Source organism: Bradyrhizobium oropedii (assembly GCF_020889685.1).
GTDB classification, from domain to species: domain Bacteria; phylum Pseudomonadota; class Alphaproteobacteria; order Rhizobiales; family Xanthobacteraceae; genus Bradyrhizobium; species Bradyrhizobium oropedii.
The window spans coordinates 1-22,818 of sequence record NZ_JACMYO010000137.1; the positions used below are offsets into that span (position 1 = coordinate 1).

A 22,818-nucleotide genomic window follows, 5' to 3' on the forward strand; every position below is an offset into this window, starting at 1 on the left:
CCATTCCATCGAGACACGTCGAGATAGTCTGGCCGCTTTCGTTCCGTCTGGATCCGGCCGTCGCTTGGGCGACGGTACCGGGAAGTAAAGTTCTGGCCATTGGGGGCTGCATTGCTCTGTTGATTGGGAGTATTGCCGCATGTGAGCTCGGCCGTATGGGAAGATGGCGGTGGGCGACGATCGCGGCTGTTGCTGGACCTGGCGTCGCAGGGGCTGTCGCGCTGCCCGGGTTATCAGTCCCCGCGTATCCTTCGACCTACTCAATGGTTCCGGTACCGTATGACGCCGAAGCGATTGCCCGGGGGCAGGACGTATTCGCTGCTCATTGCGTAGCTTGCCACGGCCTGAGGGGTAGGGGAGACGGTCCGTTGGCAAAGGATTTGAAGCCGCCGCCCGCCGATTTCACTGCTCCGCACACGAGAGACCATACGATGGGAGACATGTACTGGTGGGTGAGCCATGGCTTCCCATCCTCGGCGATGCCGGGCTTTGCCGAAAGTCTGTCGGACTTGGACAGGTGGCGAGTGGTCGAATACGTGATGGCTCTATCGCTGGGCTATGAAGCAAGAGTTCTTGGTCCCGAAATATCGGCGGGGCAGCCGTGGCTTCACGCGATCGACTTTCCGACGTGCCGCGGCGTTGGCCCGAGAGAGAAGTTGAACGACAGGAGCGACGGGCGCTCAAAACTTGTGCTGATCTTCCGAGATGGCATCCGAACGCAGCGCCTGGATCAGTTGACGCAACACGCGCGCGCCATCGAGCAAGCAGGCGGAATGATCCTCGCGGTGATGCCGTCTCCCTCCGAGGAGTTCCCATCTCCAGGTGAGTCAGGAAATCCCTGCATCGTGCTCGACATGGACCATCGCATTGCCGCTGCGTGGAATCTCTATCGGCGCACAATGGCGAATCCCGGCTTCGATGACAACGATTCGCCTCCAGCGATAATCGAGTTTCTTATCGACAGATTCGGATTCGTGCGCGCACGCTGGCGTTCGGACGAGACGGAGGGATTGGCATCGCCTTCGCAACTGGTCGACGCAATTACGCAGCTCCAAGCCGAACCGGAGATCAATAAGAGAGGCGTTCATGACCATTAGCGTCCGGGCCGCTCTTGCCCTCATTGCTGTCTGGCTCCCGCTGATCGCACTCGCGATCAATGCTCTCGCCGAGCGCAGTGCCCCTCGCGAGTTCCAATCGATCATTTGTCGCGGCGACAGGTCTGGTGCCAGCAAGATCGCTGGCCGGGACGAGCCATGATCATCGTAGCGAGCAGAGTCTGCGTCGACAAGCAGGCGGTAGCTCTTTTGCGGCACTCGGATGGGGGATCGGTGGCAGAAGAGCATCTCGTCTCGCCGTCCCGTATCAGCCCCCGAGTGATCGTCGCTGGCGCTGCCGGCATTCAGCGGAATGATCTTGATCCAGCCGAGTTGAGCCCACCTCCAAAAGCGGAAATTGCGGGAAACGTTCGCTGACACCTTTCCCGCGAACATAAAGTGGTAAGCGCTAAAACGCGGATTGCAGAGGAGGCCATGATGCCTTGGAAACCCACGATGTTGATGGCGAGTGCAAGGGCATTGCTTTCGCCGATAGCCGGTGTTGCCGTCCTGGCTTTTTTTAGCAGTACCGCCGTCAGCCATGAGTTGGAGGTCGGAACACTACTGATCCAGCATCCCTGGGTGGCTGCAAAGGATACGACCAACACCACGACGACGGCTTATGTGATCGAAATTCAGAACAGGGGCACAGGGCCAGATCGGTTGCTCGGGGCGTCGCTTTCGGGCGAGAAGGGGATCTTGCAGGAAGCCGATGCAGGCGCGCGGCCAGCCAAGTTCGCCACCCATGAGCACGGCTTCCAAATAGAACCTGGTGGTTTCGTTCGTCTTCAACCCGGTAGCGCGCGGATCCTGTTCGAAGGACTTCACGGCGCACTAAAGGAAGGAGAGATGGTCGAAGGGACGTTGGAATTCGAAAAGGCCGGCACCATAGAAATCGAATTCACGATCGAGCCGGCGGGCTTGGCTGAAGAGGATGATACGCCAATCCATCATCACACTCAGCACTAAGGTGTCAGGAGAAGGGCGAAGCATGGACGCCGTCTGAGGCAGGGGTGTGGGAGATCGAACCATGAGCGTGATAGGTATTTGGGAACGCCCAAGATCTGGAAACATTCACGATCAAGCGATCAAGCAGCCATGCTGAAGGGATGGTGGGATGGGATCATCCTATACCCAGCTTGAGGCAGGGCAATTCGAAGCTGAAGTGCAGTCAGCTCAACTTGCACCCGATTGCGGGATTTTCCGGAAGACCACCAACAAGAAACTCTATAGACGTTTGCTCCTCCAACGGGCGGTCTTGCACTTGGTGTCCAGGTGCTGACGAGCGGGCCGTCGCCTAGAACATGCAGGACCGCAAGACGGCCTTCCTCAACGCCTCTTCGGACAAGCGCACGGCCAGTCCGGACCGGCTCGAGGCCAAGGTCTCGTCTGATGTCGTGCAGGCTGGCGCGGTGATCCCAGTTGCGCTCATCACGGGCATCGGGTCCGATCTGCCCGGCCAGACATGCGGCTGTCTTTTTCACTCAGAAGGCCAGATCGTTCCGCCGCCAGCATGACCGCTTCAAATCGTGCCTTGCTCACGACAGGCCCGCTGGTCGCCAGCGCACGCTTAAAGGCTTTTATCAATACATCAATACCGAGCCACCCTTGGATGCAGCCCTTCTCCGTTTCGCCCGGAGGGGCGTGTTGGAGGGGCCAAAGTCCCAGGGGGCCGTCGCATATGACTACCGCCAGCTATCTTCGTCGCAAGCCAAATCGCGCAGGCTTGGCGATTACGTCCCAGTCTGTATGCTTGCGGTTAAGAATATCGGCAAGACCGATCTTGAGCGCTGCCTTATCGAAATGATCGAGTTTAGCGGGACTCTCCCGCCCAATATCGTCCTGCCTCTGACGCTGCGCACGGCCAATCAAATCCGCGGCGACGAACGAGGCCGCTTCCTGCTCTCCGCCGGGCAGGAAGCGATCATCCCGTTGGCCTTCCACCGACCGCAGCGCGCCAACGAATGGTTTCTCGTCGACGGTTCCGGCACCAAACATTTTTTCAGCGCTGATTCCACCAAGATGATCGTGCGCATCTATCAAGTCCGGCCAGCAGCGCGAGCAGCACGAGGACGAGCGCCAGCCGCCACGCACGGCCTTGTGCTCTCGCAGCAGCATCCAGACAGGCCGCGAACAGCACTCCAGAAGACGATGGGGAGACTGGAGATCGTTTGCCAGACGAGGAGCGCGCATGTGGTGAGCATGGGCGAAGCGTTTCGCAAGAATGCTTCGCGGCCTGTCAACCGCGGACGAACTAGTTGGTTCGTCTCCGAGCACGCGTTCGTGGGACCACAGCTTGCTGTGTACTCTCGTTCATCGATCGGTCAACTCGCGGACACGGCAAATCGTGCATTGCGCCCGGCCCAAAGTGCGAACCCGACGGCTACTAAAGTGTGGGTGGCGGCCACCGCTGTGACGCCAGTAGCGATGCTTGGTCCGGCTCGTATTTGCACTGTGTGCCGCGCGGCGCTCTCGGCCACGATCCGCGCCTTCTCCGCATCGCTCCAACTGCGCCGTCGATGTTTGCCGTCGAAAACGGAAATCCCGGAAACGCTTCTGTGAGCGCGGCCGCCAGTGCCCGTTCATCAGCGCCGGCGGGAAGGCGCGCAAGAACCGCCTCGATCGTGGCGGGATCGGGCAATCGTGCTGCAATATTCTCTGGAGCTTCAGCCATGCCTTGAGCCTATTGTCGCCCCCTGTTCAGGGCGCTCTCGATCTCTTCCATCGACGAGCAAGGGCCTGAGGAAATCCTGCATCCAAATCGGCATCGCTGAAAGACCTGCGCGAAGATCGTGACGCATCTTCTTCCCATGCTGCGGAATCTTGAACAGCCTGTTGAGGCCGTTCTTTATCGCCTGTCGGCCGTTGTCCCCCTCCATCAGGTCTTGCATCCAATATAGCGCCTGGACGACACGCATGCCTGGACGTCCCGCCCAAAAGAGACGGCTCGCCGCCGCCGACTTGAAATGGATGACCTGCCCTCCCAGTTTGATCGGCTTCAGGCGAGCGTCGACGAGAACCTCGATGCGCGCCGGCACTGCCGTGGTGAGGCCAAGATCGTTCGCAGCCGTCATTCCGTCGACCACGACGCGCACCTGATCGCGGCGCGCGACAGCCCTGATGACGGCGCGAGGGTCGGGAACCGTCAGTTTGCCTGTGAGCTTGCTCTTTCGCGGCCGATCGTAGAGCCCGCGGGCGATACGGCGTAACTCGCCAGCCGCGTCGAGGCGCTGCAGCGTTTTGTCGATGGCGGCGCGGCTGCCGAGGTCGACGAAATCGCTGGGTGTCCACACTTCGGTCGGCGTCTCGTTGATCCGGGCAGTGAGCCGCGGCCGGAGATCCGTGGTCGGTTGATCAGCCATGTCCGAAGTGTGACGTAAATTTCAGTCACAGGCAAGGACATCCGAAATTTGCTACATTTTTCGGACAGACGACGGCTGAATCTTGTCGGGGTTCAGGAGGCGGTCAAGCTGCGCCCGGCTGACCTGCATACGTTTGGCAAAGGCAGATTTGGTGATGCGGATGAAGTCACCAATCCCGGCAGCAAAGGGCGGCTGGCCTCAGCGCTTTATATCATATTAAAAAATGGACATTTCCGGTATGAATTCGCATACGGCGCGAGCGCTGCTGCGCTACGCGAATGGATGCGAGGCTATGAGAGTATGCCCTCGATCTCTCGCCGCTGTTCTGCATGTTTCGCCGGGTTCTGCTCCTTCAGCTTCGCGATGTTGAGCAGCTTCCAGCGAACGGCCGGGAGCTTTGCGGCCTGAGGCAGGCCGATTGCCTCGAAGTCCGGCTCGCCATCATGCAACGACAGCAAGAAGCGCATCGCCTTCTCGTCGAGCCGGGCGAGGAGATCGGTCGTCAGCTTCAGTCTCGACGCCTTCAATTCATCCAGGCTGACGGCTTCGATTGTCATCCCTTCGAACTCCTTCACAAATGCCTCGTCGAGCATCGCCAAGGAAGGCTTGACCAGTTCGTGCGGCGGCCTGCCGGAGCTGGCGACGTAAATGAGGAACGTGCGAAACAGCGCGTCAGTCAGACCTTCGTTCTCGTAGAGCAGCTTCACGTCAAACAGATCGCGCGGATGTTGGCGGTCAACCGCCGCATGCAGCTTTCCGCCGAACAGATCCTCGAACGAGACGACCTTCATCTCCGCGAAACCGAAGGCCTCTTCGACCGACTGACTGACACGCAGCGTCTCCGGCGCGTGGACCGTTCCTCGCGCGACCGGCGACGTCTCGATCTTGATCTCGGCGTTGCCTTGCCGGACGAGTACCCGCGTATCGTTGTTGCCGCCGCCCGCAATCCTCTGGACTGTGACGCCGCGGAGACCGCGCTGCAGATCCTCGCGAATGCGCTCGAGCGTCGCGTCGATGCCTTTCAACGTCGTCTCGCGATCCTCGATCGGGAGATAGACGAGATCGATGTCGACCGACAATCGCGGCATGTCCCGGTAGAAGAGATTGATCGCCGTCCCACCCTTGAGCGCGAAGGCGTCGTGACGGGCGATGAAGGGAAGGGTCCGCACCAGCAGTTCGACCTGCCGCATATATTGCTCACGCGCGCATGAGATCGTTTGGAATTGTGACGCGGTACACGGGATGGAGCCGGCCGCCTGGGCTCAACGCCCGGTCGCCCTTGCCGAGATCGACCGCCGAGCTGTCGATGTGCCTGCGCCAGGCATGGTTGTGCTTGTCGGCATAGACGAAGAAGAGGCGCTTGGTTTTCACGCTTCGGCACTGGGCCAGCAGCGTCGTCAGCAGTTTCGGGCGCAGATTGGCGAGGCTTTCGAACGCCATGTCGATCGTGTGGAAGCTCTCGCCCTTCGGGAGCTCGTCGAGCATCTCGAGGATTGCACGTTCGGGGGACGACATCGGTATCGGCCAGCGCCACGGGTTCTGCACAAGCCCCGGGTCATCGTCATTCGAGAGGCTGAAATCGAAATTTTCGATGCCGACGGCTTCATCCCCAAACAGGGCGTTGCTCCTGACCACCACGCGTGCGTCGGTGTGCAGTTTTGACAGCCATGCCGGAACGTCGGCGCCATAAAGATAGAGCGAGAATTCACCGCCGAACGAAAGATAGTGCGTATGGCCCCGCAGGGAGAGAGCACTGGCCCCGCCGACATGAAATCTGTGCCGCATGAGCCAGAGGGCCGAGAGCAGAGGGATCTTCCATCCGATGGCCGCTTCTGGAGGCGTATCCGGCATGAATGGACGGCGGTACAGGCCCGTCATCACGGGTTCGAGCCAGCCCTGTTTGACGTAGCCGGAGACGGACTGCCGCGAGATGGCATGACGGCTCATCCAGCCCGTATCCACGAGGAAACCCGGCGGAACCGTCTGCAGGAGCAACTTTAGTTTTGTCTCTTTTTGTCCATTCATGCTGGACATTATGGCATAAGTTCAAAGTAAAGGCGAGTCGGGACTTTATATATCGTCATATTTGTCAATTCAAAGCGGACGTAATAGATTCGTTCCAAAGCGAGACAGGCCGAAATGCGTTCCCTTCGGCCGGGCTATTGGCTGGGCCGAAGCGCCTGACGGGTTTTCTCCCGTCCGTTCCTGCGCTGGGGCCTCGTTGCGGGACCCCCTTGATGGGAAGCGAGTGAAGGCCGTCAGGGCCTCCAGTCGCGGCTCTGGCTGAAATTTGTATCCAAACTTTGGTCAGTAGCGTCCGATAGCTCTCATTGTCTCCCGACAGCACCCCGTCAGCATGCCAATGCCGAGGGATGAAGGCCCAGGCGCGAAAGTATTGCTGGCGGCCCCTCCCTGCCGGTCGGTCACGCTCTACCCGCAAGCATGGGCTTGCGGCCGGAGCCGCGAAGCGTCTCCGCCCTTCGGGTGACGATCGTTGCCGCTTACTGCTTCTGGCGCCGAACGGATGCCCACCGCGACGGCGAATTGAACGGCAGCGCCGATATCACTTGCCGCCGCTAACGCATTTCCTCGCTTTGACCTGATCCGTGTTGCGGGACTAACAGCCGAGCACGACGCCACTGAATTCGCGGCCGGGGAAAAAGCGCGCGGAAGGGCACTGACCATTTTGCAGCAAGCCCGACCCCGCTCTCCACGGATGGCTTTCCTGGTCCTCCGCCCGGCCTTCCACGATCAACCCGCAAGGGGTCGGCTATGCGAGCATGCCGCCGCTGCGCCTTCGGCTGCGCGGTGATCGCGGCCGGTTGAGGACACTGACGGACGCCATCGAGCGGGGATCGGCCTCGCTCACGATGGAGCCCTCAAATGTCGCACAATCTTTCCCTCGCCCAGTCCAATGCCTTCGAACTCGCTCGCACCCTGATGGTCCCCGTCACGCTCTTCAAGGTCGACGGCGCATACGGCGTGATGCCGAGCGACGAACTCGACGATGCCGATGTCACGGTTGTTCATGAATACGATCCCTACCAGCCCGGCCCGGCTCATTGAGCCGGGTTTTTCCCTTGTGTGCCGCTTGCGAGCGGGCGGCGGCAAGGGAAGCTGCGCCGCGGCTGGCCGACGCGATGACGCCGAGTGCCCCGCATAATTCATCAATTGCCAGCCGCGCCCTTGCCCCCTTCGCTCTTCGCGGCAGGGGCGAGTGGTCCCGCAAGCCGCGGGAGATAAGAAATTCAAGCGGGAAAGGTCCGGCGCGGCGGTGCGCCGGGAAGCGGAGATGGAAAAGAAGGACATCGAAGAGCTGAAGAATCGCGTGGCTTGCGCCGCCGTGCTCGAGAAGGCCGGATTTGCGATCGATCTGAAGGAGAGCACGCGCAAAGCCGTCAAATATCGTCGCGGCAGCGACATCATCATCGTGATCCATCAGGGAAGGGGCTGGTTCGACGCACTGTCCGACGCCAGAGGCGACGTCTTCTCGCTGCTGGAGCATCTCGATGGCATCGCGTTTCCCGAGGTGCTGCAGCGAGTCTCCGACCTCGTCGGATTTGTGCCGGCGGAGCCCGTCTGGACACGAGAATCCCGCGCGCACGATCCTGATCTTACTGCTGCGGATCGCTGGCGCGTGCGGCGCAAGCCTTGGCGAGGTTCACTGACATGGTGCTATCTGCGCGACGAGCGTGGCATTCCGGAAGCCATCATCCACACTGCGATTCGGCATGATCGTTTGCGCGAAGGCCCTCACGGCAGCATGTGGGCGGCGCATCTCGACAATGACGGCGTAGTCACAGGCTGGGAGAAGCGCGGTCCGCAATGGCGCGGCTTCGCCAGCGGCGGCGGCAAGGTGCTGTTCCGTTTCGGACCGACGAACGCGACCCGGCTCTGCATCACCGAGGCCGCGATCGACGCCATGAGCCTGCCGGCGATCGAAGCCCAGCGGCCGGATACTCTTTATCTGAGCACCGGTGGCGGCTGGGCGCCGGCGACAGTCGCCGCCATTCGAGCGCTGAGCGCGCGGCCGGGCGCGCGGCTCGTTGCGGCGACCGATAACAATCGGCAGGGAGAGGTCTATGCCGATCGGCTCGCGGCCATCGCGCAGGAGGTGGGCTGCGACTATGACCGCCTGCGGCCGGCGACGGAGGACTGGAATGACCAGCTGCAAAAATAGGGTATCCGGCAAATTCGGTTGTATGAGGACGCCGATGGTTGAACTGGACGAGCTTGCGAAGGCTCTGCGGACGGTGACGATGGGCTTGGACCACCCACTGGTGGACAAGCACATCCACTTTCACAACAGGGTCATGGTGCACAGCGGCGACGTTTTCCGCGGAAACCGTAGCAGGCACTTCGTTCGGCGCATGGAAAAAGGCGGCCGCTTCTACGTCCGGATGGGCAAACGCGGTGAGTGCAAGCGCTATATCGAGCGCTGCGAAGTCACCTTTATTTACGGCGAACCGACGCTGTACGAATATCGCCTAAGCCATTGAAAAGAGCGATACATGACGAAATCCCTGCGCGTGCGGTCTTTCACCCGTCCCAGACTTCTCTGGCTATCCGCTCCTGCAGGAGAGGCGCTGGTGGGCTTGGCGCACCATCGATCGCGAGGATGCGCCTGCTCACGTCCGCAGTTCGATAGGCGCTTTCGGAGACACCGGAGGCTGGACCTCTAAATTCGCCCGCTACGGTTGTTTCGGACGCGGTGGGCTTGTCCAGTCGGTGCAATAGGCCCAAAATGGCTGTGATCGGATTGCTTCCAAGGACTCCACTCCTTAACCGGTTTTGTCCATTCTCCGGCAAATCGTTTGGGGAATCGTTTGCCACTTTTCAACAGGCTGCGAGAAAAGGCCAGACAAGCGGCAGGGAAGAGGTCACCACCCGTAGACAGACCACGATTGCGATCGTGATTGCGCCGCCGCTGGTGCTCTTGATCATCGGTCTTGCCATATGGTGGGTGGTGATCGGCTTCCGTCCACGCCAACCGGAGACGAGCGTTTCGCGCTGTTAAAGGACCAGGCCCGGCGTTGGACGGTACGGAGGGGACGAATGACCTTCGGTAAACATCAGTTCAGGGTCGAGCTGCGGCGGCTGATCGAAAAGCACATCAGCTCGTCGAGCACGTTCGAAGACTACGTTCTGATCACCGGAGAGCTGGAAGAGGCGAAGGATAGGCTCGACCTCGAGTCCGAGAAGTTCCCGGACGAGGAGGTCGACGCCTGCGAATTGTAGCCAGCGCTTCGTGCCGATCTTCAGCCACTCCCTGCTGCCGTGGGCTCAGCGCTGGTGGCCGAGCCCGATGCCGAGCTGGTGGGCCTTGGCCCGAAGCGCCGGCACCGTACGCTTCATCTGCTTCGAGATCTTGGCGATCGGCGTCCTGGCCTTCGAGTGAGCCTTGAGCGCCTTCAGATCATCCTTGGTGTATTCCCGCCGGATGAGTGGCTTCTTCTGTTTGGAGTTTGGCATAGAATCCCTAATGAATGGACGAAAGAGCGGCCTCGAAGTGTCTGAGCTTTGGCCAAGGCCGCCGCCGCCCACATATCACACGGGCTGGTAATGACCAGCCTGCGACTCGCGTTCCGCAAACGTGACCTGCAAATTGCCGCGTTGACAATCACGATTCACCGCAGGCGCTTCGCGTCAAGTGTGCTGATGGGAGCTGAACGTGGTCTTCGGGCAAGAACTTCGACGCCTGATCGACCGACACATCGGCCCATCAAGCCAGTTCAAGGACCTGGGTCGAGATGATCCAGGAAATGGACCGCGCAGGATCGGCTTGGAGCGGAGGGTGACAAGGCAGGCGGTTTCTCGCCAGTGGATATGGATGGGGTCGAGCGGTAGATGAACTGATCAGGTGATCCAAGCTTCGGCCGGACATTATCCGTGCCGTGATCCGGTAATGACGAATTGCGAAGGAACGCACGGCAGCATGTGGGCGGCGCATGTCGACGGCAACGGCCTGCCGCCGAGGATTGGGACGAACAGGTACATCCCGGCAACCAGATGAAGATGGAGAGGAGGGAAAGGAAAACCCGACTGCCGCATGCCCGCCGGCCGCGTCAAGGGTGAAGCTTCGCCCGCGTGCCGCGGCCCTTGACCCGGCCGGTCGGAGAGGCGGCCACGGGGGAGGGGTCAGGAAGGGCTGAAGACGATGGCGGAATCGGAAGGATGAGCCGCGCTTCAGCCCGACGAGGCTGAAAGGAGCCCGCTCATGACCCTCTCTCCGATCCGCAAGGTCTATCAGGGCATTGCCGACCGCCGGCAGATGTTCCGCATGTTCGATCGCCACGCGCAGCGGCCGAACCGCTCCGAGAACGACGACAGCGTGCTTTATTGCGGCGAATGGTTCGAAATCGGCCAGGCCGACCACGACCATATGCTCGAGATCCTGCCGCCGCTCTGGATAAAGGCTGAGATGTTCGCGTTGCGCGAATTCCTCGCCGGCAGCATCACCGGCGTTTTCTTCGCGCTGAGGATCGACGGCCAACCGCGCTACTTCCACGGCTATTGCGATCTTAGCGACAAGGGCTCGCCGGATCGGATGCGCGCCGCGATCATCGAACGGGAAGCGCGTCCCGCCGAGGCAATGACGCGCGAGGAGCGGCTCGAGCATATCTGGTCGAGCACGCATGACGATTATCGTGGCTATGCCGGAGACCGCTGGGCCGAGCATCTGCGCGGCGAGCGCACGGTGCTGCTCTACGGCGGCGAGCACGGCACCGTGCTGAAGCCGCTCGACCAGCTGACCGACGCGGAGATCGCCGCGAAGCTGCCGGTGCATCTGCGCTACGTGCCTGACGCGATCGCGGCGTGAGGGAGGTGGTGATGTTCACATTCCCCATCCCCGCCGTCCGCACGGTTATCGATCGCGGAAAATCCGACGCCGCCGCCAATGACGGGTTCCGCAATCCCTATTACGGCCAAAAGCCCGGTGAGGGCGAGAAGCCTGGACTCTGGCTCGTCGGTGACAACGGCGTCTACATCATGTCGAACGGCAAGCTCAGCGATGGCGCTCGCCCGCTTGTGGTCTATTCCGAGGAATGCCATCCGATCGGCAATCCGGACTGGTTCGACTACAAGCGCCGCCATTTCGGCGGCGATGACGGCATCGAGTTCATCGAGGCCGAGCGGCTCATCCCTCTCATCAATCGTGATTTTCGCTACACGCATCTGCGGGTGCAGCTGAGCGAGACCGACATCTCGCTGTCGCTCATCGTGCGCTAGCGCCTCCCATCCCCAATCCACCGTGACCATCCGCACCCGCCGAGGCAGCTCGGCGCGACGACGGCACGTGCCCTCATCACAAGGAGAAATTTCGATGTCGCAAGACGATCCCTTCACGCTCGACCTTTTCGGCAATACAGCGCTGTCGTCCGGCCTCGGCCTCGGCGTTACCGCTTTCGCCGGCGGTTCGACCTTCGAGCCCGACGATGACGACGATCCCGATCCATCGACGCCGGCTCCCGCGACGGGGCTGGCGGCGGTCCCAGTTTCTGTGTCATCTGCTGGCCGCACGCGCGGCGCGAATTTTCTTCTCGCCGGCGACCGCGCCCTGGCGAGGGGCTGGAAGGATCGCGCCCGCGACAACATCACCGCGATCCGGCTCGCCGCCGGGATCGAAGCCGAGGAGCGACCGGCTACGCCTGAGGAGCAGGAGCAGCTGATCCGCTTCACCGGATTCGGCGCGTCCGAGCTCGCCAACACCGTCTTCCGGCGTCCTGGCGAGACCGAGTTTCGCAAGGGGTGGGAGGCGATCGGATCGGACCTTGAGGATGCGGTCGGCGATCTCGACCATGCCTCGCTCGCGCGCTGCACCCAGTATGCGCATTTCACGCCGGAGTTCATCGTACGCGCGATCTGGGCGGGACTGCAGCGCCTGGGCTGGCGCGGCGGCCGCGTCCTCGAGCCCGGCATCGGCACAGGGCTGTTTCCGGCGCTGATGCCGGAAGGGCTTCGTGACATCTCGCATGTCACCGGGATCGAGCTCGATCCGGTCACGGCACGCGTCGTGCGCCTGTTGCAGCCGCGCGCGCGCATCATCGCCGGCGATTTCGCGCGCACGGAGCTGCCGGCGAGCTTCGACCTCGCCATCGGCAATCCCCCGTTCTCCGACCGCATTGTGCGCTCGGACCGTGCGTATAGGTCGATGGGCCTTCGCCTGCATGACTACTTCATCGCGCGATCCATCGACTTGCTGAAGCCCGGCGCGCTTGCAGCCTTTGTGACCAGCTCCGGCACGATGGACAAGGCGGACGTCTCGGCGCGGGGGCATATTGCCAAGACCGCTGACCTGGTCGCCGCCATTCGGCTGCCCGAGGGCAGCTTCCGTGCCAGCGCCGGCACGGATGTCGTCGTCGACATGCTGTTCTTCCGGAAGCGCAAGATCGGAGATCCGGAAGGCGACCGGTCCTGGCTCGATGTCGACGAAGTCCGGCCTGCGACGGAGGATGAAGGCACCATCCGGGTGAACCGCTGGTTTGCTGACCATCCGCAGTCAGTGCTCGGCACGCACGGTCTCGCCTCCGGTCCCTTCGGCGAGACCTACACATGCCGTCCCCGTGATGGCGAGGATCTCGACGTCGCGCTCTCGGCCGTCATCGCTCTCCTTCCTCAAGCAATCTACGACGGCGAGCCCGACGTGATCGATCCCGATCCCGACCTGGAGGACGCTGGCGATCCGGCCCTCGTCGACCTGCCATCCGATCGGCATGTGCGTGAGGGCAGCTATTTCTTCGACAAGGCCCACGGCCTGATGCAGGTTCTCGACGGCCAGTCCGTCGCCGTAAATGCCCGCAAGGGCCGTAGTGCCGACGGCATCCCGGAGAAGCATGTCCGCATCGTCAGGAAGCTGATCCCGATCCGCGATGCGGTGCGTGAGGTATTGAAGGCGCAGGAGTTCGACCGGCCCTGGAAGGAGGCCCAGGTCAGGCTGCGCATCGCCTGGTCGAACTTCGCGCGCGACTTCGGCCCGATCAACTTCACCACTGTCGCCATGACGGAAGACGAGGAGACCGGCGAAGTGCGGGAGACGCATCGCCGCCCCAACATCCAGCCCTTCCTCGACGATCCCGATTGCTGGCTGGTCGCTTCCATCGAGGACTATGACCTCGAGACCAATACAGCGAAGCCCGGCCCGATCTTCACCGAGCGCGTGATTTCGCCGCCGGCGCCGCCGGTGATCACCAGCGCGGCGGACGCGCTGGCCGTCGTACTCAACGAGCGTGGCCGGGTCGACGTCGAGCACATCGCAGAGCTCTTGCATCGTGGCGCCCAGGACGTTGTCGCCGAACTCGGCAGCGCCATCTTTCGCGATCCGGCGGACGGATCGTGGCAGACGGCGGACGCTTATCTGTCGGGCCACGTCCGCGACAAGCTGAAGACGGCCGAGGCCGCTGCGGCGCTCGATCCATCCTACGAGCGCAACGTTACTGCGCTGCAGGCTGTACAGCCGGTCGATTTGCGCCCCTCCGATATCACCGCGCGGCTCGGCGCGCCCTGGATTCCGGCCGCCGATATCGTCGCCTTCGTCAAGGAGACGATGGACGCCGACATCAAGATCCATCATATGCCCGAACTGGCCTCCTGGACCGTGGAGGCGCGTCAGCTCGGATGGGTGGCGGCCGGGACGTCGGAATGGGGCACGGATCGCCGGCATGCCGGGGAGCTGCTCGCCGATGCGCTGAACAGCCGGGTGCCGCAGATCTTCGACACCATCAAGGAGGAGATGAGCGAACGGCGCGTGCTCAATGTCATCGATACCGAGGCGGCGAAGACGAAGCTGCAAAAGATCAAGGATGCCTTCCAGCGCTGGATCTGGTCCGACCCTGATCGCACCGACCGGCTGGCGCGGGTCTACAACGACCGCTTCAACAATATCGCGCCGCGAGCCTTCGACGGCTCCCATCTGAAGCTCCCGGGCGCCTCTGGCGCCTTTTCTCTTTATGGCCACCAGAAGCGCGGCATCTGGCGGATCGTCTCGGCCGGCTCGACCTATCTCGCCCACGCGGTTGGCGCCGGCAAGACCATGACCATGGCGGCCGCGATCATGGAGCAGCGGCGGCTTGGCCTGATCGCCAAGGCCATGCTGGTGGTGCCCGGCCATTGCCTGGCGCAGGCGGCGCGCGAGTTCCTGGCGCTGTACCCGGCGGCGCGCATTCTCGTCGCCGACGAGACCAATTTTAGCAAGGACAAGCGGCAACGTTTCCTGTCGCGTGCGGCGACGGCGACATGGGACGCGATCGTCATCACGCATTCGGCGTTCCGTTTCATCGCCGTACCCTCGGCGTTCGAGCAGCAGATGATCCAGGATGAGCTGGAGCTCTACGAAACCCTGCTCACGAAGGTCGAGAGCGACGACCGCGTCTCGCGCAAGCGCCTCGAACGGTTGAAAGAGGGCCTGAAGGAGCGGCTGGAATCGCTGTCGACCCGCAAGGACGACCTTCTGACCATCTCCGAGATCGGCGTTGACCAAATCATCGTCGACGAGGCGCAGGAGTTCAGGAAGCTCTCTTTCGCGACCAATATGAGCACCTTGAAGGGGGTCGATCCGAACGGCTCGCAGCGCGCCTGGGACCTTTATGTGAAGTCGCGCTTCCTCGAGACGAAGAACCCCGGCCGGGCGTTGGTGCTCGCCTCCGGCACGCCGATCACCAACACCCTCGGCGAGATGTTCTCGGTGCAGCGCTACCTCGGGCACGAGGCGCTGGCGCAACGGGGCCTGCATGAGTTCGACGCCTGGGCGTCGACTTTTGGCGATGTCTCGACGGAGCTCGAGCTTCAGCCCTCCGGCAAATACAAGCCGGTGACGCGCTTCGCCAGCTTCGTCAACGTGCCGGAGCTGATCGCGATGTTCCGCTCCTTTGCGGACGTGGTGATGCCGGACGACCTGCGCCAATTTGTGAAGGTGCCGACGATCTCGACCGGCCGGCGCGAGATTCTGACGTCCAAACCGACGGCTGCCTTCAGGCGCTACCAGGGCCTGCTCGACGAGCGCATCAAGGCGATCGAGATGCGCGATCGGCCGCCGGAGCCCGGCGATGACATCCTGCTTTCCGTCATCACCGATGGTCGCCACGCCGCGATCGATTTGCGGCTTGTCGATACCGACAATGACAACGAGGCGGAGAACAAGCTCAACAATCTCATCGCGAACGCCTTCCGGATCTGGAAGGAGACGGCTGAGAACAGCTACGTGCGCCCGGACGCCAAGCCGTTCGAGCTGCCCGGCGCCGCGCAGATGATCTTCTCCGATCTCGGCACGATCAGCGTCGAGAAGAGCCGCGGCTTCTCGGCCTATCGATGGATTCGCGATGAGCTCATCCGAATGGGCGTGCCGGCATCGGAGATCGCCTTCATGCAGGACCACAAGAAGTCCGAGGCCAAGCAGCGCCTGTTCGGCGATGTGCGCGCCGGTAAGGTTCGCTTCCTGATCGGTTCCTCCGACACGATGGGCACCGGGGTCAATGCGCAGTTGCGCCTCAAGGCCCTGCATCATCTCGATGTGCCCTGGTTGCCGTCTCAGATCGAGCAGCGCGAGGGCCGCATCGTGCGGCAAGGCAATCAGCACGACGAGGTCGATGTGTTCGCCTATGCGACCGAGGGCTCGCTCGATGCGACCATGTGGCAGAACAATGAGCGCAAGGCCCGCTTCATCGCGGCCGCGCTCTCGGGCGATACCTCGATACGGCGGCTCGAGGACCTGGGCGAAGGTCAGGCGAACCAGTTCGCCATGGCCAAGGCGATCGCCTCCGGCGACCAGCGCCTGATGCAGAAGGCAGGGTTAGAGGCCGATATCGCACGGCTGGAGCGGTTGCGCGCCGCTCATGTCGATGATCAGCATGCCGTGCGCCGTCAGATGCGCGACGCCGAGCGCGAGATCGAGTTCTCGACCCGGCGCATCGCGGAGATCCGACAGGACATCGAACGCCTTGTGCCGACGACGGGCGAGGCCTTTGCGATGAGCATGAATGGCAGGTCCTATACCGAACGCAAGGAGGCCGGCCGCGCGCTGATGAAGGAGATTTTGACCCTCGTCCAGCTTCAGCAGGAGGGCGAGAGCGTCATCGCTTCGATCGGCGGCTTCGACCTTGAATATGCGGGCGAGCGCTTCGGACGCGACGGCTATCGCTACACCACCATGCTGTTGCGGACCGCCGCCGAATACGAGATCGAGCTGCCGGTCACGGTGACGCCGCTTGGCGCAGTCTCCCGCCTGGAGCACGCGCTCGATGATTTCGAGGGGGAACGGGAACGCTTTCGTCAGCGTCTCGCCGATGCGCGACGGCGCCTTGCGTCCTATCAGTCCCGCGAAGGCGGCGCCTTTGCCTTCGCCGACGAGCTCGCGGAGAAGCGCCGGCAACTCGTCGAGATCGAGAAGGCGCTCGCCTCGGACATCGAAGGGGCAGGCGAGGCGGGCGCGATCGCGGCTTAGAGCAGCACCCCTCTGTCGGCTTGTGCCCATTGGCCGTCTTCGGCGCAAAGCATAGCCCGCGGCTGACAACAGCGGGAGATTGTATGAGAGGGCCGCCGCCAATTTCAGGGCGATCGAAGTTGTCCTAGCAACGCGAGGCATGCCCCCAAAATCAAGGAAGCACGGCGGCAGGAACCAGAAGCCGAGAAGCATTACCGTGACACTCAATGACGCGTTGAAGAGCTACCGCGTCACTTGGCGTAACCCTGAGAGCGGAGCCACGCGATCTTGCGGTCTCCGTTCATCCAGTCGTCGGCATCTGCCTTGCTGGTGAACCCTGTGATTTCGCGCTGTTCGCTGCCCGGGTAATCCGCAAGTATTTTCCAGTCGCTGTCTGAAATGCGGACGGCTTTGAAGGTCACTTTTGTTTTGGCCATGCCGCACTATGCAGGAGATGGCCTGAAAAGAGAACCCGCGGGTCGTGAGAGAAGAAGAAGAGGAAAAGCCCGCTCGCAGACCGGGCGGGCCGCTGGCGCTGAAGCTCAACCGCCACCTGCGCGATCCCGGCCCTCCGTCCTGCGCAGGGCTTTGGCCCTGCTGGTCCGGCCGGGCAGGGATGCTCGGCGGCAGTTGCACCGGCCCGTCCGCTCCGCGGGGCCAGGGGATGTCTTCGGAAAGAAGACGAGAAAGGCCGGCCGAGCCGGCCCGCAACCCCAAAAAGGAGCATTCCCATGCGTCTCATCAAGATCGATCCGCGCGCGCTGAAGGAGAACCCCGACCGCCTGCGTCAGACAAAATCCACGCCGCAGGCCGACGCGCTGCTGCTGGCGACGATCAAGGCTGTCGGCATCGTGCAGCCGCCCGTTATCACGCCAGAGGCTGGCGGCGGCAACGCCTACATCATCAATGCTGGGCATCGCCGCGTGAAGCAAGCGATTGCGGCCGGCCTTGAGGAAATCGACGTCATCGTCGACGAGGCGGCAAACGACAATGGCGCCATGCGCTCGATAGTCGAGAATATCGCCTTCGAGCCGCTCAATCCGGTCGACCAGTGGCGCGCGATCGAGCGTCTCGTGGCGCTTGGCTGGACCGAGGAAGCGATTGGCGTCGCGCTTGCGCTTCCCGTGCGCCAGATCAGGAAGCTGCGCCTGCTCGCGAATGTACTGCCCGCCATGCTCGACCACATGGCCAAGGGCGACATGCCGAACGAGCAGCAGCTGCGCACCATCGCCGCGGCCTCGCTCGACGAGCAGAAGGAGGTCTGGAAGAAGCACAAGCCGTCGAAAGCGGACCCGCAGGTGTCCTGGTGGAGCGTCGCGCAAGGCCTCCAGAAGACGCGCATGCATGCACGGCACGCCAGCTTCGGTGACGATCTCGCGCAGGCTTACGGAATCCAGTGGGTCGAGGACCTGTTTGCTCCGGCCGACGAGGACAGCCGCTACACCACTGACGTCGAGGCCTTTCTCGGCGCGCAGCATGAATGGATGGCGAACAACCTGCCGAAGAAGGGTGTCATCGCTGAGACCACGAACTGGGGAGAGGTGAAGCTGCCACCGAAGGCCGAACGGGTCCACGGCAAGCCGGCGAAGTCGGATTGCACCGCTCTATATCTCGACCGCGAGGGTCGCGTGCAGACGGTGCATTATCGTATGCCCGAAGCGAAGAAGCCCAAGGGCAAGGCTGCGCCGGGCTCGGACAGCGCTCCGGACGATGTCGGCGTAGTCTCGAAGCCTCGTCCCGATGTGACGCGCAAGGGCGTCGAGATGATCGGCGACTACCGGACGGACGCGCTGCGCGAAGCGCTCGGCCGCGCACCGATCGAGGACGATACGCTGATGGCGCTGCTGATCCTTGCCTTCGCCGGCCAGAACGTCTCCGCCACGACGGGAAGCGTCGGTTTCCATAACGGCCATAGTCGCCTCGCGAAGCACGCGGTGGTGCTGCTCGACAGCGACGGCAAGCTCGCCATCGATATGGACACGCTGCGGGCTGCAGCGCGCGCCATGCTCATCGACGTGTTCTCGTGCCGCGAGAACGCCACCAACAGCGGCATCGTTGCCCGTATTGCCGGCGCGACGATCGGCGCGGACGAGTTCTTGCCTAACATGGGCAGCGAGGACTTTCTCTCGTGCCTGTCGCGCCCCGCGCTCGAGGCATCGTGCAAGGACACCCCGGTCCTGCCGCGCCAGCGCGCAAAGGACACCCGCGACGCGCTCGCCGAGCACTTCAAGGACGGCCGCTTCGTCCACGCCGCGGCGCTCTTCGCACCGGACCCGACGAAGCTTTCCGAATGGCTGATGTCAAGCACGACCGTTCCGGACGATGCCGAAGAGGTGGATGAGGAAACCGCGGGCATCGCCGATGACACGGCCCGGGATGACGCCGAGGCGTTCAGGGAGGCGGCTGAATAACAGCCGGCCACCTTGTTCCGAACCATCTGCCGCCGCCGGCCAAGCCGGCGGCGGTTCTGTTTCCACACATCCGAAAAACCGGAGGACACGATGTCCGCGCATGTCACCGAGGAACAGGACCGCAGCATGAATGCGTCATCTCCCACACGCCAGAACCAAACCGTGCCTGAATTTCCTGAAGTCGCTTTCGGCCGCGGCGCTGACGCCCTTCTCGTCGCACTTGTCGGCGAAACGGCTTTCGCGATGGCGCCCGGCCGCGACGGCCGGCATCATCTCGTCACAGCCTGGCGTATTCCTCGACCAATGGACGAATGGAAGCGTAGCGATTTCTACGGCCATTCCGGCGAGCTCGCCGACGAGACGGCATTCCGCGCCGCCGTGCTCGAAAACGCCAAGCATCAGCGCGAGCGCAAGATGCTTGGCCGCTTCGAGGTGTATTCGCATGCCCACACGCCTTGGGGAGCCTCGCAGGGCGCAACCGTCTATGCCGAAGGCGTTGAACAACACTCGACGGCCGGACATGGAGGCTTCAAGCTCTCGGCCGAGGAAAACCGCAAGGTCCATCCCTCGCTGCGATCGACGGGCGGCTGGTATGAGGAGGATTGCGAATGGGCGATCGTCGCAATCACCTTTCCGCATCTCTTCACCACGTTCGAGCGCTGCTGCGCCGAACGCACGATCAAGGATTCATGGCCGGATGCCTGGGAGACGATCTTCGGCACCGTGCTCGCACCGGGAGAGTCCTACGAGAAGGATCGTCGCAGTTTCGAGTTGGCACATGCCAACGACTGGATCGTGATCTCGGCGGTCACCTCAACTCACTGCGAAGGCTTCGTGGAGTGCGTTGCGACGCCCGGCGGCAGGCGCGGAGCTGGAACGGAGGAGCGGTGCTTCCTGGTTCCATCCGCCGAATATGAGGTCAGACGCTTTGGCTTCGTGATCGACCCGAACCGGCACCAGGTCTATGGCGGGCCATCGGACTTCGTCGGCTGGCAGGCCGGGAGCGCAACATGAGCTCATCCTCGGATCGGCTGGCGCCCCTTCACCGCATACAGGAGGCGCGGCGGCAGATTCAGCGCCAGCTCGACTTGATCGACTGCCAGATCACGCGGCGGATGACGGCGCTGATCCCGCAGCTGTAGCCGACAAGCGCCAGTTATCGGTGGGGCATGGCGCCGGACCCGAGTGCCTTCCTCGAGCGATATCGCGCGCATCTTTCGGCAATCACGGCGGAACGCCAGCCAGAGATCGACGCACTGTCCCGCAAGCTCGCGCGGCAGGATGCGGTCATCGCGGCGTTCTGCACACGTAGCGGACTTTCCACTGACCCGCTCGATGATTTGTGCGGACATGCTGTCGACCTGTGCCATCGCGGCTGCCTTGTGCTGCGATCGCGCGGGCCATAGGCAGTGCGACCATGGAAGACGCCACACGCGCAGCCTTCGAACGCCTGCTCCACATCGCGAGGCGCGACACCGGCCGGTTGCGCCATGTCGCGAACTTCATCTTGGGGGGTACCTGGAGCCTCGGCGGATTCGACCTGTCCGACATCTTCGCCGTGGATCATGATATCGCCCGCGACATGGCGACCATCATCGGTGGTCTCGTCGAAGTTCTAGTCGGGAATGTCCAAAAGCCTACCGCGCCGAGATCGCGAACCAAGCTCTGGCGGCCGGAGGTCTGGGCAAAGGTCCATCGAGGTGGCCGCGCGCGTCGCTCTCGACCTGGGTCGACGAATGGGATCGCGCCAAGTCATGGAGGTCCCTACCTCCTGTTCTCCGCTTCATCGTTCCGGTTCGCCGGATCTCCCCTCGGGTTTGTTGCGCTCGTAAACCGGCGGCCGGTCACTTCCAGGCCGCTGTCGCGCCGCGTTGCGGCCGGATCACCGCCGATCTTGGCAAAACGGGTCCGCTTGCTGCGCGAGGGCCTGAAGGCCCTGCTGGCGCGCAAACCCGCTCCGCTCGATCTGGCGGCCCCGGACCCGGAAGCGCCCGTTATCCCGCCGGTTTTTTCCGATCGCACCCGAAGGGAGGACCGGCAGGAGCCGGCCCAAGCCTTCTGGGAGAACCGAAGGAAAGGATGTTCCCATGACCAAGACCGCTCGCACTCCCCGCCAGCCCGCCAAGGTCGTCCAGCTCCGCAAGAGCGCCAATCTCGAAATGGTCCGGCTCGCCTGCCCGGACGCCACCCAGGCCACCCTCATCTCCGAGAGCTTCGGCCTTCCCATCCTCGACAGCGATGGCATCCGCCATCTCCACGAGCGCCTGATCGTCGAGACCGCCGATGCCCTCAACGGAGGCCTCGGCGAGCGGGCGATGCAGATCCATCTTCAGCGCATCGTCGGCGCCTATGTCGGCTCCGCACATGGGGCCGGCCAGTTCTATTCCCGCGCGGTGACGGAAGCCCGGGACGCTACGGCCAAGGCCGCCAACGACGCCCGCGACGAGGACCTCGATGGTCCGGTCGGCTTCGACAGCACCGCGCAGCGTAAGAGGGAATTCGCCGCCGACATGGCGCTGCAGTCGCACGCGCTGCGAATGGCGGCCGAAGGCGCCATTGCAGCCTACGCGCAGGTCGTCGGCGAGGCCTGGAAGCCGTTCGAACGCCCGGTCGAGAACCCCGGTCAGACCATCGACCGCAAAGCGGCCACGCTCCAGATGGCAGCGTTCGGCTGACCGCCGCAGGCGGGGCTTCGGCCCCGCCAATTATCTCTCGTCGCCGACACGACAAAGGCCGCTCCCAACGAGCGGCCTTTGTTATCTCGCGCTCTCTTGCGCCGAATTGTTCAGTCCCGATCCTCCGCCAGATCGGCGAAGCGCGTGAACTCGCCCTGGAACGACAACATCACCGTGCCTGTGGGCCCGTGACGCTGTTTGCCGATAATGATCTCCGCCTTGCCGTGTGCCGCCGCAAGATCGGCCTCCCATGTCAGATGCTCTTCAGTGCCCAGCCTCGGCTCTTTGTTCTTCAGGTAATACTCCTCACGAAACACGAACAGCACGACGTCCGCATCCTGCTCGATCGAACCCGATTCTCGCAGGTCCGACAGCTGCGGCCGCTTCTCCTCCCGGTTCTCGACCAGACGGGAGAGTTGCGAGAGTGCGATGATAGGTACGTTGAGCTCCTTGGCCAGCGCCTTCAGGCCCGTCGTGATCTCGGTGAGCTCCTGGACACGATTCTGCGTAGCGCGCTGTGTCCGGCCTTGCATCAGTTGAAGATAGTCGATCACGATCAGATCGAGCCCGCGCTGCCGCTTTAAACGCCTTGCGCGCGCCGCCACCTGGCCAATGCTCAAGCCGCCAGTCTGGTCGATATAGAGCGGGGTGCGCCGCATCGCGTTGCGGCGGTCGACAAGCCGCTCGAACTGTCGTTCATCGATGCCGCCGCGGCGAATGCTCGATGACGATACCTCCGCTTGCTCGGATATGACGCGCGTGGCGAGTTGCTCCGACGACATCTCAAGCGAGAAAAACGCCACGATCCCGCCGGCAGCAGCCTTCCGGGAGCCGTCGTCTGCCGCCGCAGGCTGATATGAA

20 protein-coding genes and 2 pseudogenes are annotated in these 22,818 nt (G+C 62.8%); 15 read left to right on the forward strand and 7 right to left on the reverse strand.

Features of this window, described 5'->3' with window-relative positions; genetic code table 11:
• The first annotated feature begins 263 nt into the window (after positions 1-263).
• The 4 genes and pseudogenes from H8A95_RS30220 (at position 264) to H8A95_RS30235 (ending at position 3,656) form a co-directional block, all read left to right on the forward strand.
• Positions 264-1,097 (forward strand): c-type cytochrome, encoded by an 834-nt coding sequence (locus tag H8A95_RS30220; protein ID WP_229186511.1) that lies wholly within the window; start codon positions 264-266, stop codon positions 1,095-1,097.
• Between the two features lie 435 nt (positions 1,098-1,532).
• Positions 1,533-2,063, forward strand: coding sequence for a copper chaperone PCu(A)C (locus H8A95_RS30225; protein WP_229168268.1), 531 nt, complete (start codon positions 1,533-1,535; stop codon positions 2,061-2,063).
• Positions 2,064-2,395: 332 nt separating this feature from the next.
• Positions 2,396-2,557, forward strand: a pseudogene (locus tag H8A95_RS30230) (TrbI/VirB10 family protein); the annotation flags it as partial.
• A gap of 286 nt (positions 2,558-2,843) precedes the next feature.
• A complete protein-coding gene (locus tag H8A95_RS30235) occupies positions 2,844-3,656 on the forward strand; it encodes a hypothetical protein (RefSeq protein WP_229168269.1) in 813 nt (270 codons plus the stop codon).
• 104 nt (positions 3,657-3,760) lie between these two features.
• Here H8A95_RS30235 and H8A95_RS30240 read toward each other — a convergent pair whose 3' ends face one another.
• The 3 genes from H8A95_RS30240 to H8A95_RS30250 form a co-directional block, all read right to left on the reverse strand.
• Positions 3,761-4,456, reverse strand: a complete 696-nt coding sequence (locus tag H8A95_RS30240) for a DUF6088 family protein (protein WP_229168270.1) — start codon at positions 4,454-4,456, stop codon at positions 3,761-3,763.
• A gap of 290 nt (positions 4,457-4,746) precedes the next feature.
• On the reverse strand, positions 4,747-5,646 hold the full coding sequence (locus H8A95_RS30245; protein ID WP_229168271.1) for a nucleotidyl transferase AbiEii/AbiGii toxin family protein: 900 nt from the start codon (positions 5,644-5,646) through the stop codon (positions 4,747-4,749).
• Between the two features lie 7 nt (positions 5,647-5,653).
• A complete protein-coding gene (locus tag H8A95_RS30250) occupies positions 5,654-6,481 on the reverse strand; it encodes a type IV toxin-antitoxin system AbiEi family antitoxin domain-containing protein (RefSeq protein ID WP_229168272.1) in 828 nt (275 codons plus the stop codon).
• 858 nt (positions 6,482-7,339) lie between these two features.
• Between H8A95_RS30250 and H8A95_RS30255 the strand changes: the two genes are divergently transcribed.
• From H8A95_RS30255 to H8A95_RS30270, 4 genes are all read left to right on the forward strand, one after another.
• Entirely contained in the window at positions 7,340-7,522 is a 183-nt protein-coding gene (locus tag H8A95_RS30255) for a hypothetical protein (RefSeq protein ID WP_229168273.1), read from the forward strand.
• A 226-nt stretch (positions 7,523-7,748) separates the two neighbouring features.
• Entirely contained in the window at positions 7,749-8,636 is an 888-nt protein-coding gene (locus tag H8A95_RS30260; protein ID WP_229168274.1) for a DUF3991 and toprim domain-containing protein, read from the forward strand.
• 34 nt (positions 8,637-8,670) lie between these two features.
• Entirely contained in the window at positions 8,671-8,955 is a 285-nt protein-coding gene (locus tag H8A95_RS30265; protein ID WP_229168275.1) for a hypothetical protein, read from the forward strand.
• 556 nt (positions 8,956-9,511) lie between these two features.
• Positions 9,512-9,694, forward strand: a complete 183-nt coding sequence (locus tag H8A95_RS30270) for a hypothetical protein (RefSeq protein ID WP_229168276.1) — start codon at positions 9,512-9,514, stop codon at positions 9,692-9,694.
• Between the two features lie 45 nt (positions 9,695-9,739).
• Here the strand turns inward: H8A95_RS30270 and H8A95_RS30275 are convergent, their stop codons facing one another.
• On the reverse strand, positions 9,740-9,928 hold the full coding sequence (locus tag H8A95_RS30275; protein WP_229168277.1) for a hypothetical protein: 189 nt from the start codon (positions 9,926-9,928) through the stop codon (positions 9,740-9,742).
• Between the two features lie 745 nt (positions 9,929-10,673).
• Here H8A95_RS30275 and H8A95_RS30280 point away from each other — a divergent pair.
• The 3 genes from H8A95_RS30280 (at position 10,674) to H8A95_RS30290 (ending at position 16,892) form a co-directional block, all read left to right on the forward strand.
• Positions 10,674-11,276 carry a DUF1419 domain-containing protein gene (locus tag H8A95_RS30280; RefSeq protein ID WP_229168278.1) on the forward strand — a complete coding sequence of 201 codons (603 nt, stop codon included), beginning with the start codon at positions 10,674-10,676 and terminating at the stop codon, positions 11,274-11,276.
• Between the two features lie 11 nt (positions 11,277-11,287).
• On the forward strand, positions 11,288-11,686 hold the full coding sequence (locus H8A95_RS30285) for a DUF3085 domain-containing protein (protein ID WP_229168279.1): 399 nt from the start codon (positions 11,288-11,290) through the stop codon (positions 11,684-11,686).
• 94 nt (positions 11,687-11,780) lie between these two features.
• A complete protein-coding gene (locus H8A95_RS30290; protein WP_229168280.1) occupies positions 11,781-16,892 on the forward strand; it encodes a helicase-related protein in 5,112 nt (1,703 codons plus the stop codon).
• 230 nt (positions 16,893-17,122) lie between these two features.
• Here H8A95_RS30290 and H8A95_RS30295 read toward each other — a convergent pair whose 3' ends face one another.
• Complete coding sequence (locus H8A95_RS30295) at positions 17,123-17,308, reverse strand: hypothetical protein (RefSeq protein ID WP_229168281.1); 186 nt, start codon at positions 17,306-17,308, stop codon at positions 17,123-17,125.
• 294 nt (positions 17,309-17,602) lie between these two features.
• Between H8A95_RS30295 and H8A95_RS30300 the strand changes: the two genes are divergently transcribed.
• On the forward strand, positions 17,603-19,282 hold the full coding sequence (locus H8A95_RS30300) for a ParB/RepB/Spo0J family partition protein (RefSeq protein ID WP_229168282.1): 1,680 nt from the start codon (positions 17,603-17,605) through the stop codon (positions 19,280-19,282).
• Positions 19,283-19,408: 126 nt separating this feature from the next.
• Positions 19,409-20,296 carry a DUF7007 domain-containing protein gene (locus tag H8A95_RS30305; protein ID WP_229168285.1) on the forward strand — a complete coding sequence of 296 codons (888 nt, stop codon included), beginning with the start codon at positions 19,409-19,411 and terminating at the stop codon, positions 20,294-20,296.
• Positions 20,297-20,298: 2 nt separating this feature from the next.
• Here the strand turns inward: H8A95_RS30305 and H8A95_RS44545 are convergent, their stop codons facing one another.
• A complete protein-coding gene (locus tag H8A95_RS44545; protein WP_376711699.1) occupies positions 20,299-20,652 on the reverse strand; it encodes a hypothetical protein in 354 nt (117 codons plus the stop codon).
• 47 nt (positions 20,653-20,699) lie between these two features.
• Between H8A95_RS44545 and H8A95_RS44550 the strand changes: the two are divergent.
• Together H8A95_RS44550 and H8A95_RS30315 are read left to right on the forward strand one after the other, a co-directional pair.
• Positions 20,700-20,825 (forward strand): annotated as a pseudogene (locus H8A95_RS44550) (DUF7673 family protein); the annotation flags it as partial.
• 544 nt (positions 20,826-21,369) lie between these two features.
• Complete coding sequence (locus H8A95_RS30315; protein ID WP_229168283.1) at positions 21,370-21,957, forward strand: hypothetical protein; 588 nt, start codon at positions 21,370-21,372, stop codon at positions 21,955-21,957.
• A 110-nt stretch (positions 21,958-22,067) separates the two neighbouring features.
• On the opposite strand, the gene H8A95_RS30320 is transcribed toward H8A95_RS30315, so the two are convergent.
• The coding region (locus tag H8A95_RS30320) for a DnaB-like helicase C-terminal domain-containing protein (protein ID WP_229168284.1) at positions 22,068-22,818 on the reverse strand (751 nt) is incomplete at its 5' end.

Excerpts from the sequence above, each read along its gene's own strand:
- H8A95_RS30300 (WP_229168282.1), top strand. The coding sequence starts at position 17,603 with ATGCGTCTCATCAAGATCGATCCGCGCGCGCTGAAGGAGAACCCCGAC.
- H8A95_RS30280 (WP_229168278.1), top strand. The coding sequence starts at position 10,674 with ATGACCCTCTCTCCGATCCGCAAGGTCTATCAGGGCATTGCCGACCGC.
- H8A95_RS44545 (WP_376711699.1), bottom strand. The coding sequence starts at position 20,652 with ATGGCACAGGTCGACAGCATGTCCGCACAAATCATCGAGCGGGTCAGT.
- H8A95_RS30295 (WP_229168281.1), bottom strand. The coding sequence starts at position 17,308 with ATGGCCAAAACAAAAGTGACCTTCAAAGCCGTCCGCATTTCAGACAGC.
- H8A95_RS30250 (WP_229168272.1), bottom strand. The coding sequence starts at position 6,481 with ATGAATGGACAAAAAGAGACAAAACTAAAGTTGCTCCTGCAGACGGTT.
- H8A95_RS30305 (WP_229168285.1), top strand. The coding sequence starts at position 19,409 with ATGAATGCGTCATCTCCCACACGCCAGAACCAAACCGTGCCTGAATTT.
- H8A95_RS30245 (WP_229168271.1), bottom strand. The coding sequence starts at position 5,646 with ATGCGGCAGGTCGAACTGCTGGTGCGGACCCTTCCCTTCATCGCCCGT.
- H8A95_RS30285 (WP_229168279.1), top strand. The coding sequence starts at position 11,288 with ATGTTCACATTCCCCATCCCCGCCGTCCGCACGGTTATCGATCGCGGA.
- H8A95_RS30265 (WP_229168275.1), top strand. The coding sequence starts at position 8,671 with ATGGTTGAACTGGACGAGCTTGCGAAGGCTCTGCGGACGGTGACGATG.
- H8A95_RS30315 (WP_229168283.1), top strand. The coding sequence starts at position 21,370 with ATGACCAAGACCGCTCGCACTCCCCGCCAGCCCGCCAAGGTCGTCCAG.
- H8A95_RS30235 (WP_229168269.1), top strand. The coding sequence starts at position 2,844 with ATGCTTGCGGTTAAGAATATCGGCAAGACCGATCTTGAGCGCTGCCTT.
- H8A95_RS30260 (WP_229168274.1), top strand. The coding sequence starts at position 7,749 with ATGGAAAAGAAGGACATCGAAGAGCTGAAGAATCGCGTGGCTTGCGCC.
- H8A95_RS30240 (WP_229168270.1), bottom strand. The coding sequence starts at position 4,456 with ATGGCTGATCAACCGACCACGGATCTCCGGCCGCGGCTCACTGCCCGG.
- H8A95_RS30255 (WP_229168273.1), top strand. The coding sequence starts at position 7,340 with ATGTCGCACAATCTTTCCCTCGCCCAGTCCAATGCCTTCGAACTCGCT.
- H8A95_RS30220 (WP_229186511.1), top strand. The coding sequence starts at position 264 with ATGGTTCCGGTACCGTATGACGCCGAAGCGATTGCCCGGGGGCAGGAC.
- H8A95_RS30225 (WP_229168268.1), top strand. The coding sequence starts at position 1,533 with ATGCCTTGGAAACCCACGATGTTGATGGCGAGTGCAAGGGCATTGCTT.
- H8A95_RS30290 (WP_229168280.1), top strand. The coding sequence starts at position 11,781 with ATGTCGCAAGACGATCCCTTCACGCTCGACCTTTTCGGCAATACAGCG.
- H8A95_RS30270 (WP_229168276.1), top strand. The coding sequence starts at position 9,512 with ATGACCTTCGGTAAACATCAGTTCAGGGTCGAGCTGCGGCGGCTGATC.
- H8A95_RS30275 (WP_229168277.1), bottom strand. The coding sequence starts at position 9,928 with ATGCCAAACTCCAAACAGAAGAAGCCACTCATCCGGCGGGAATACACC.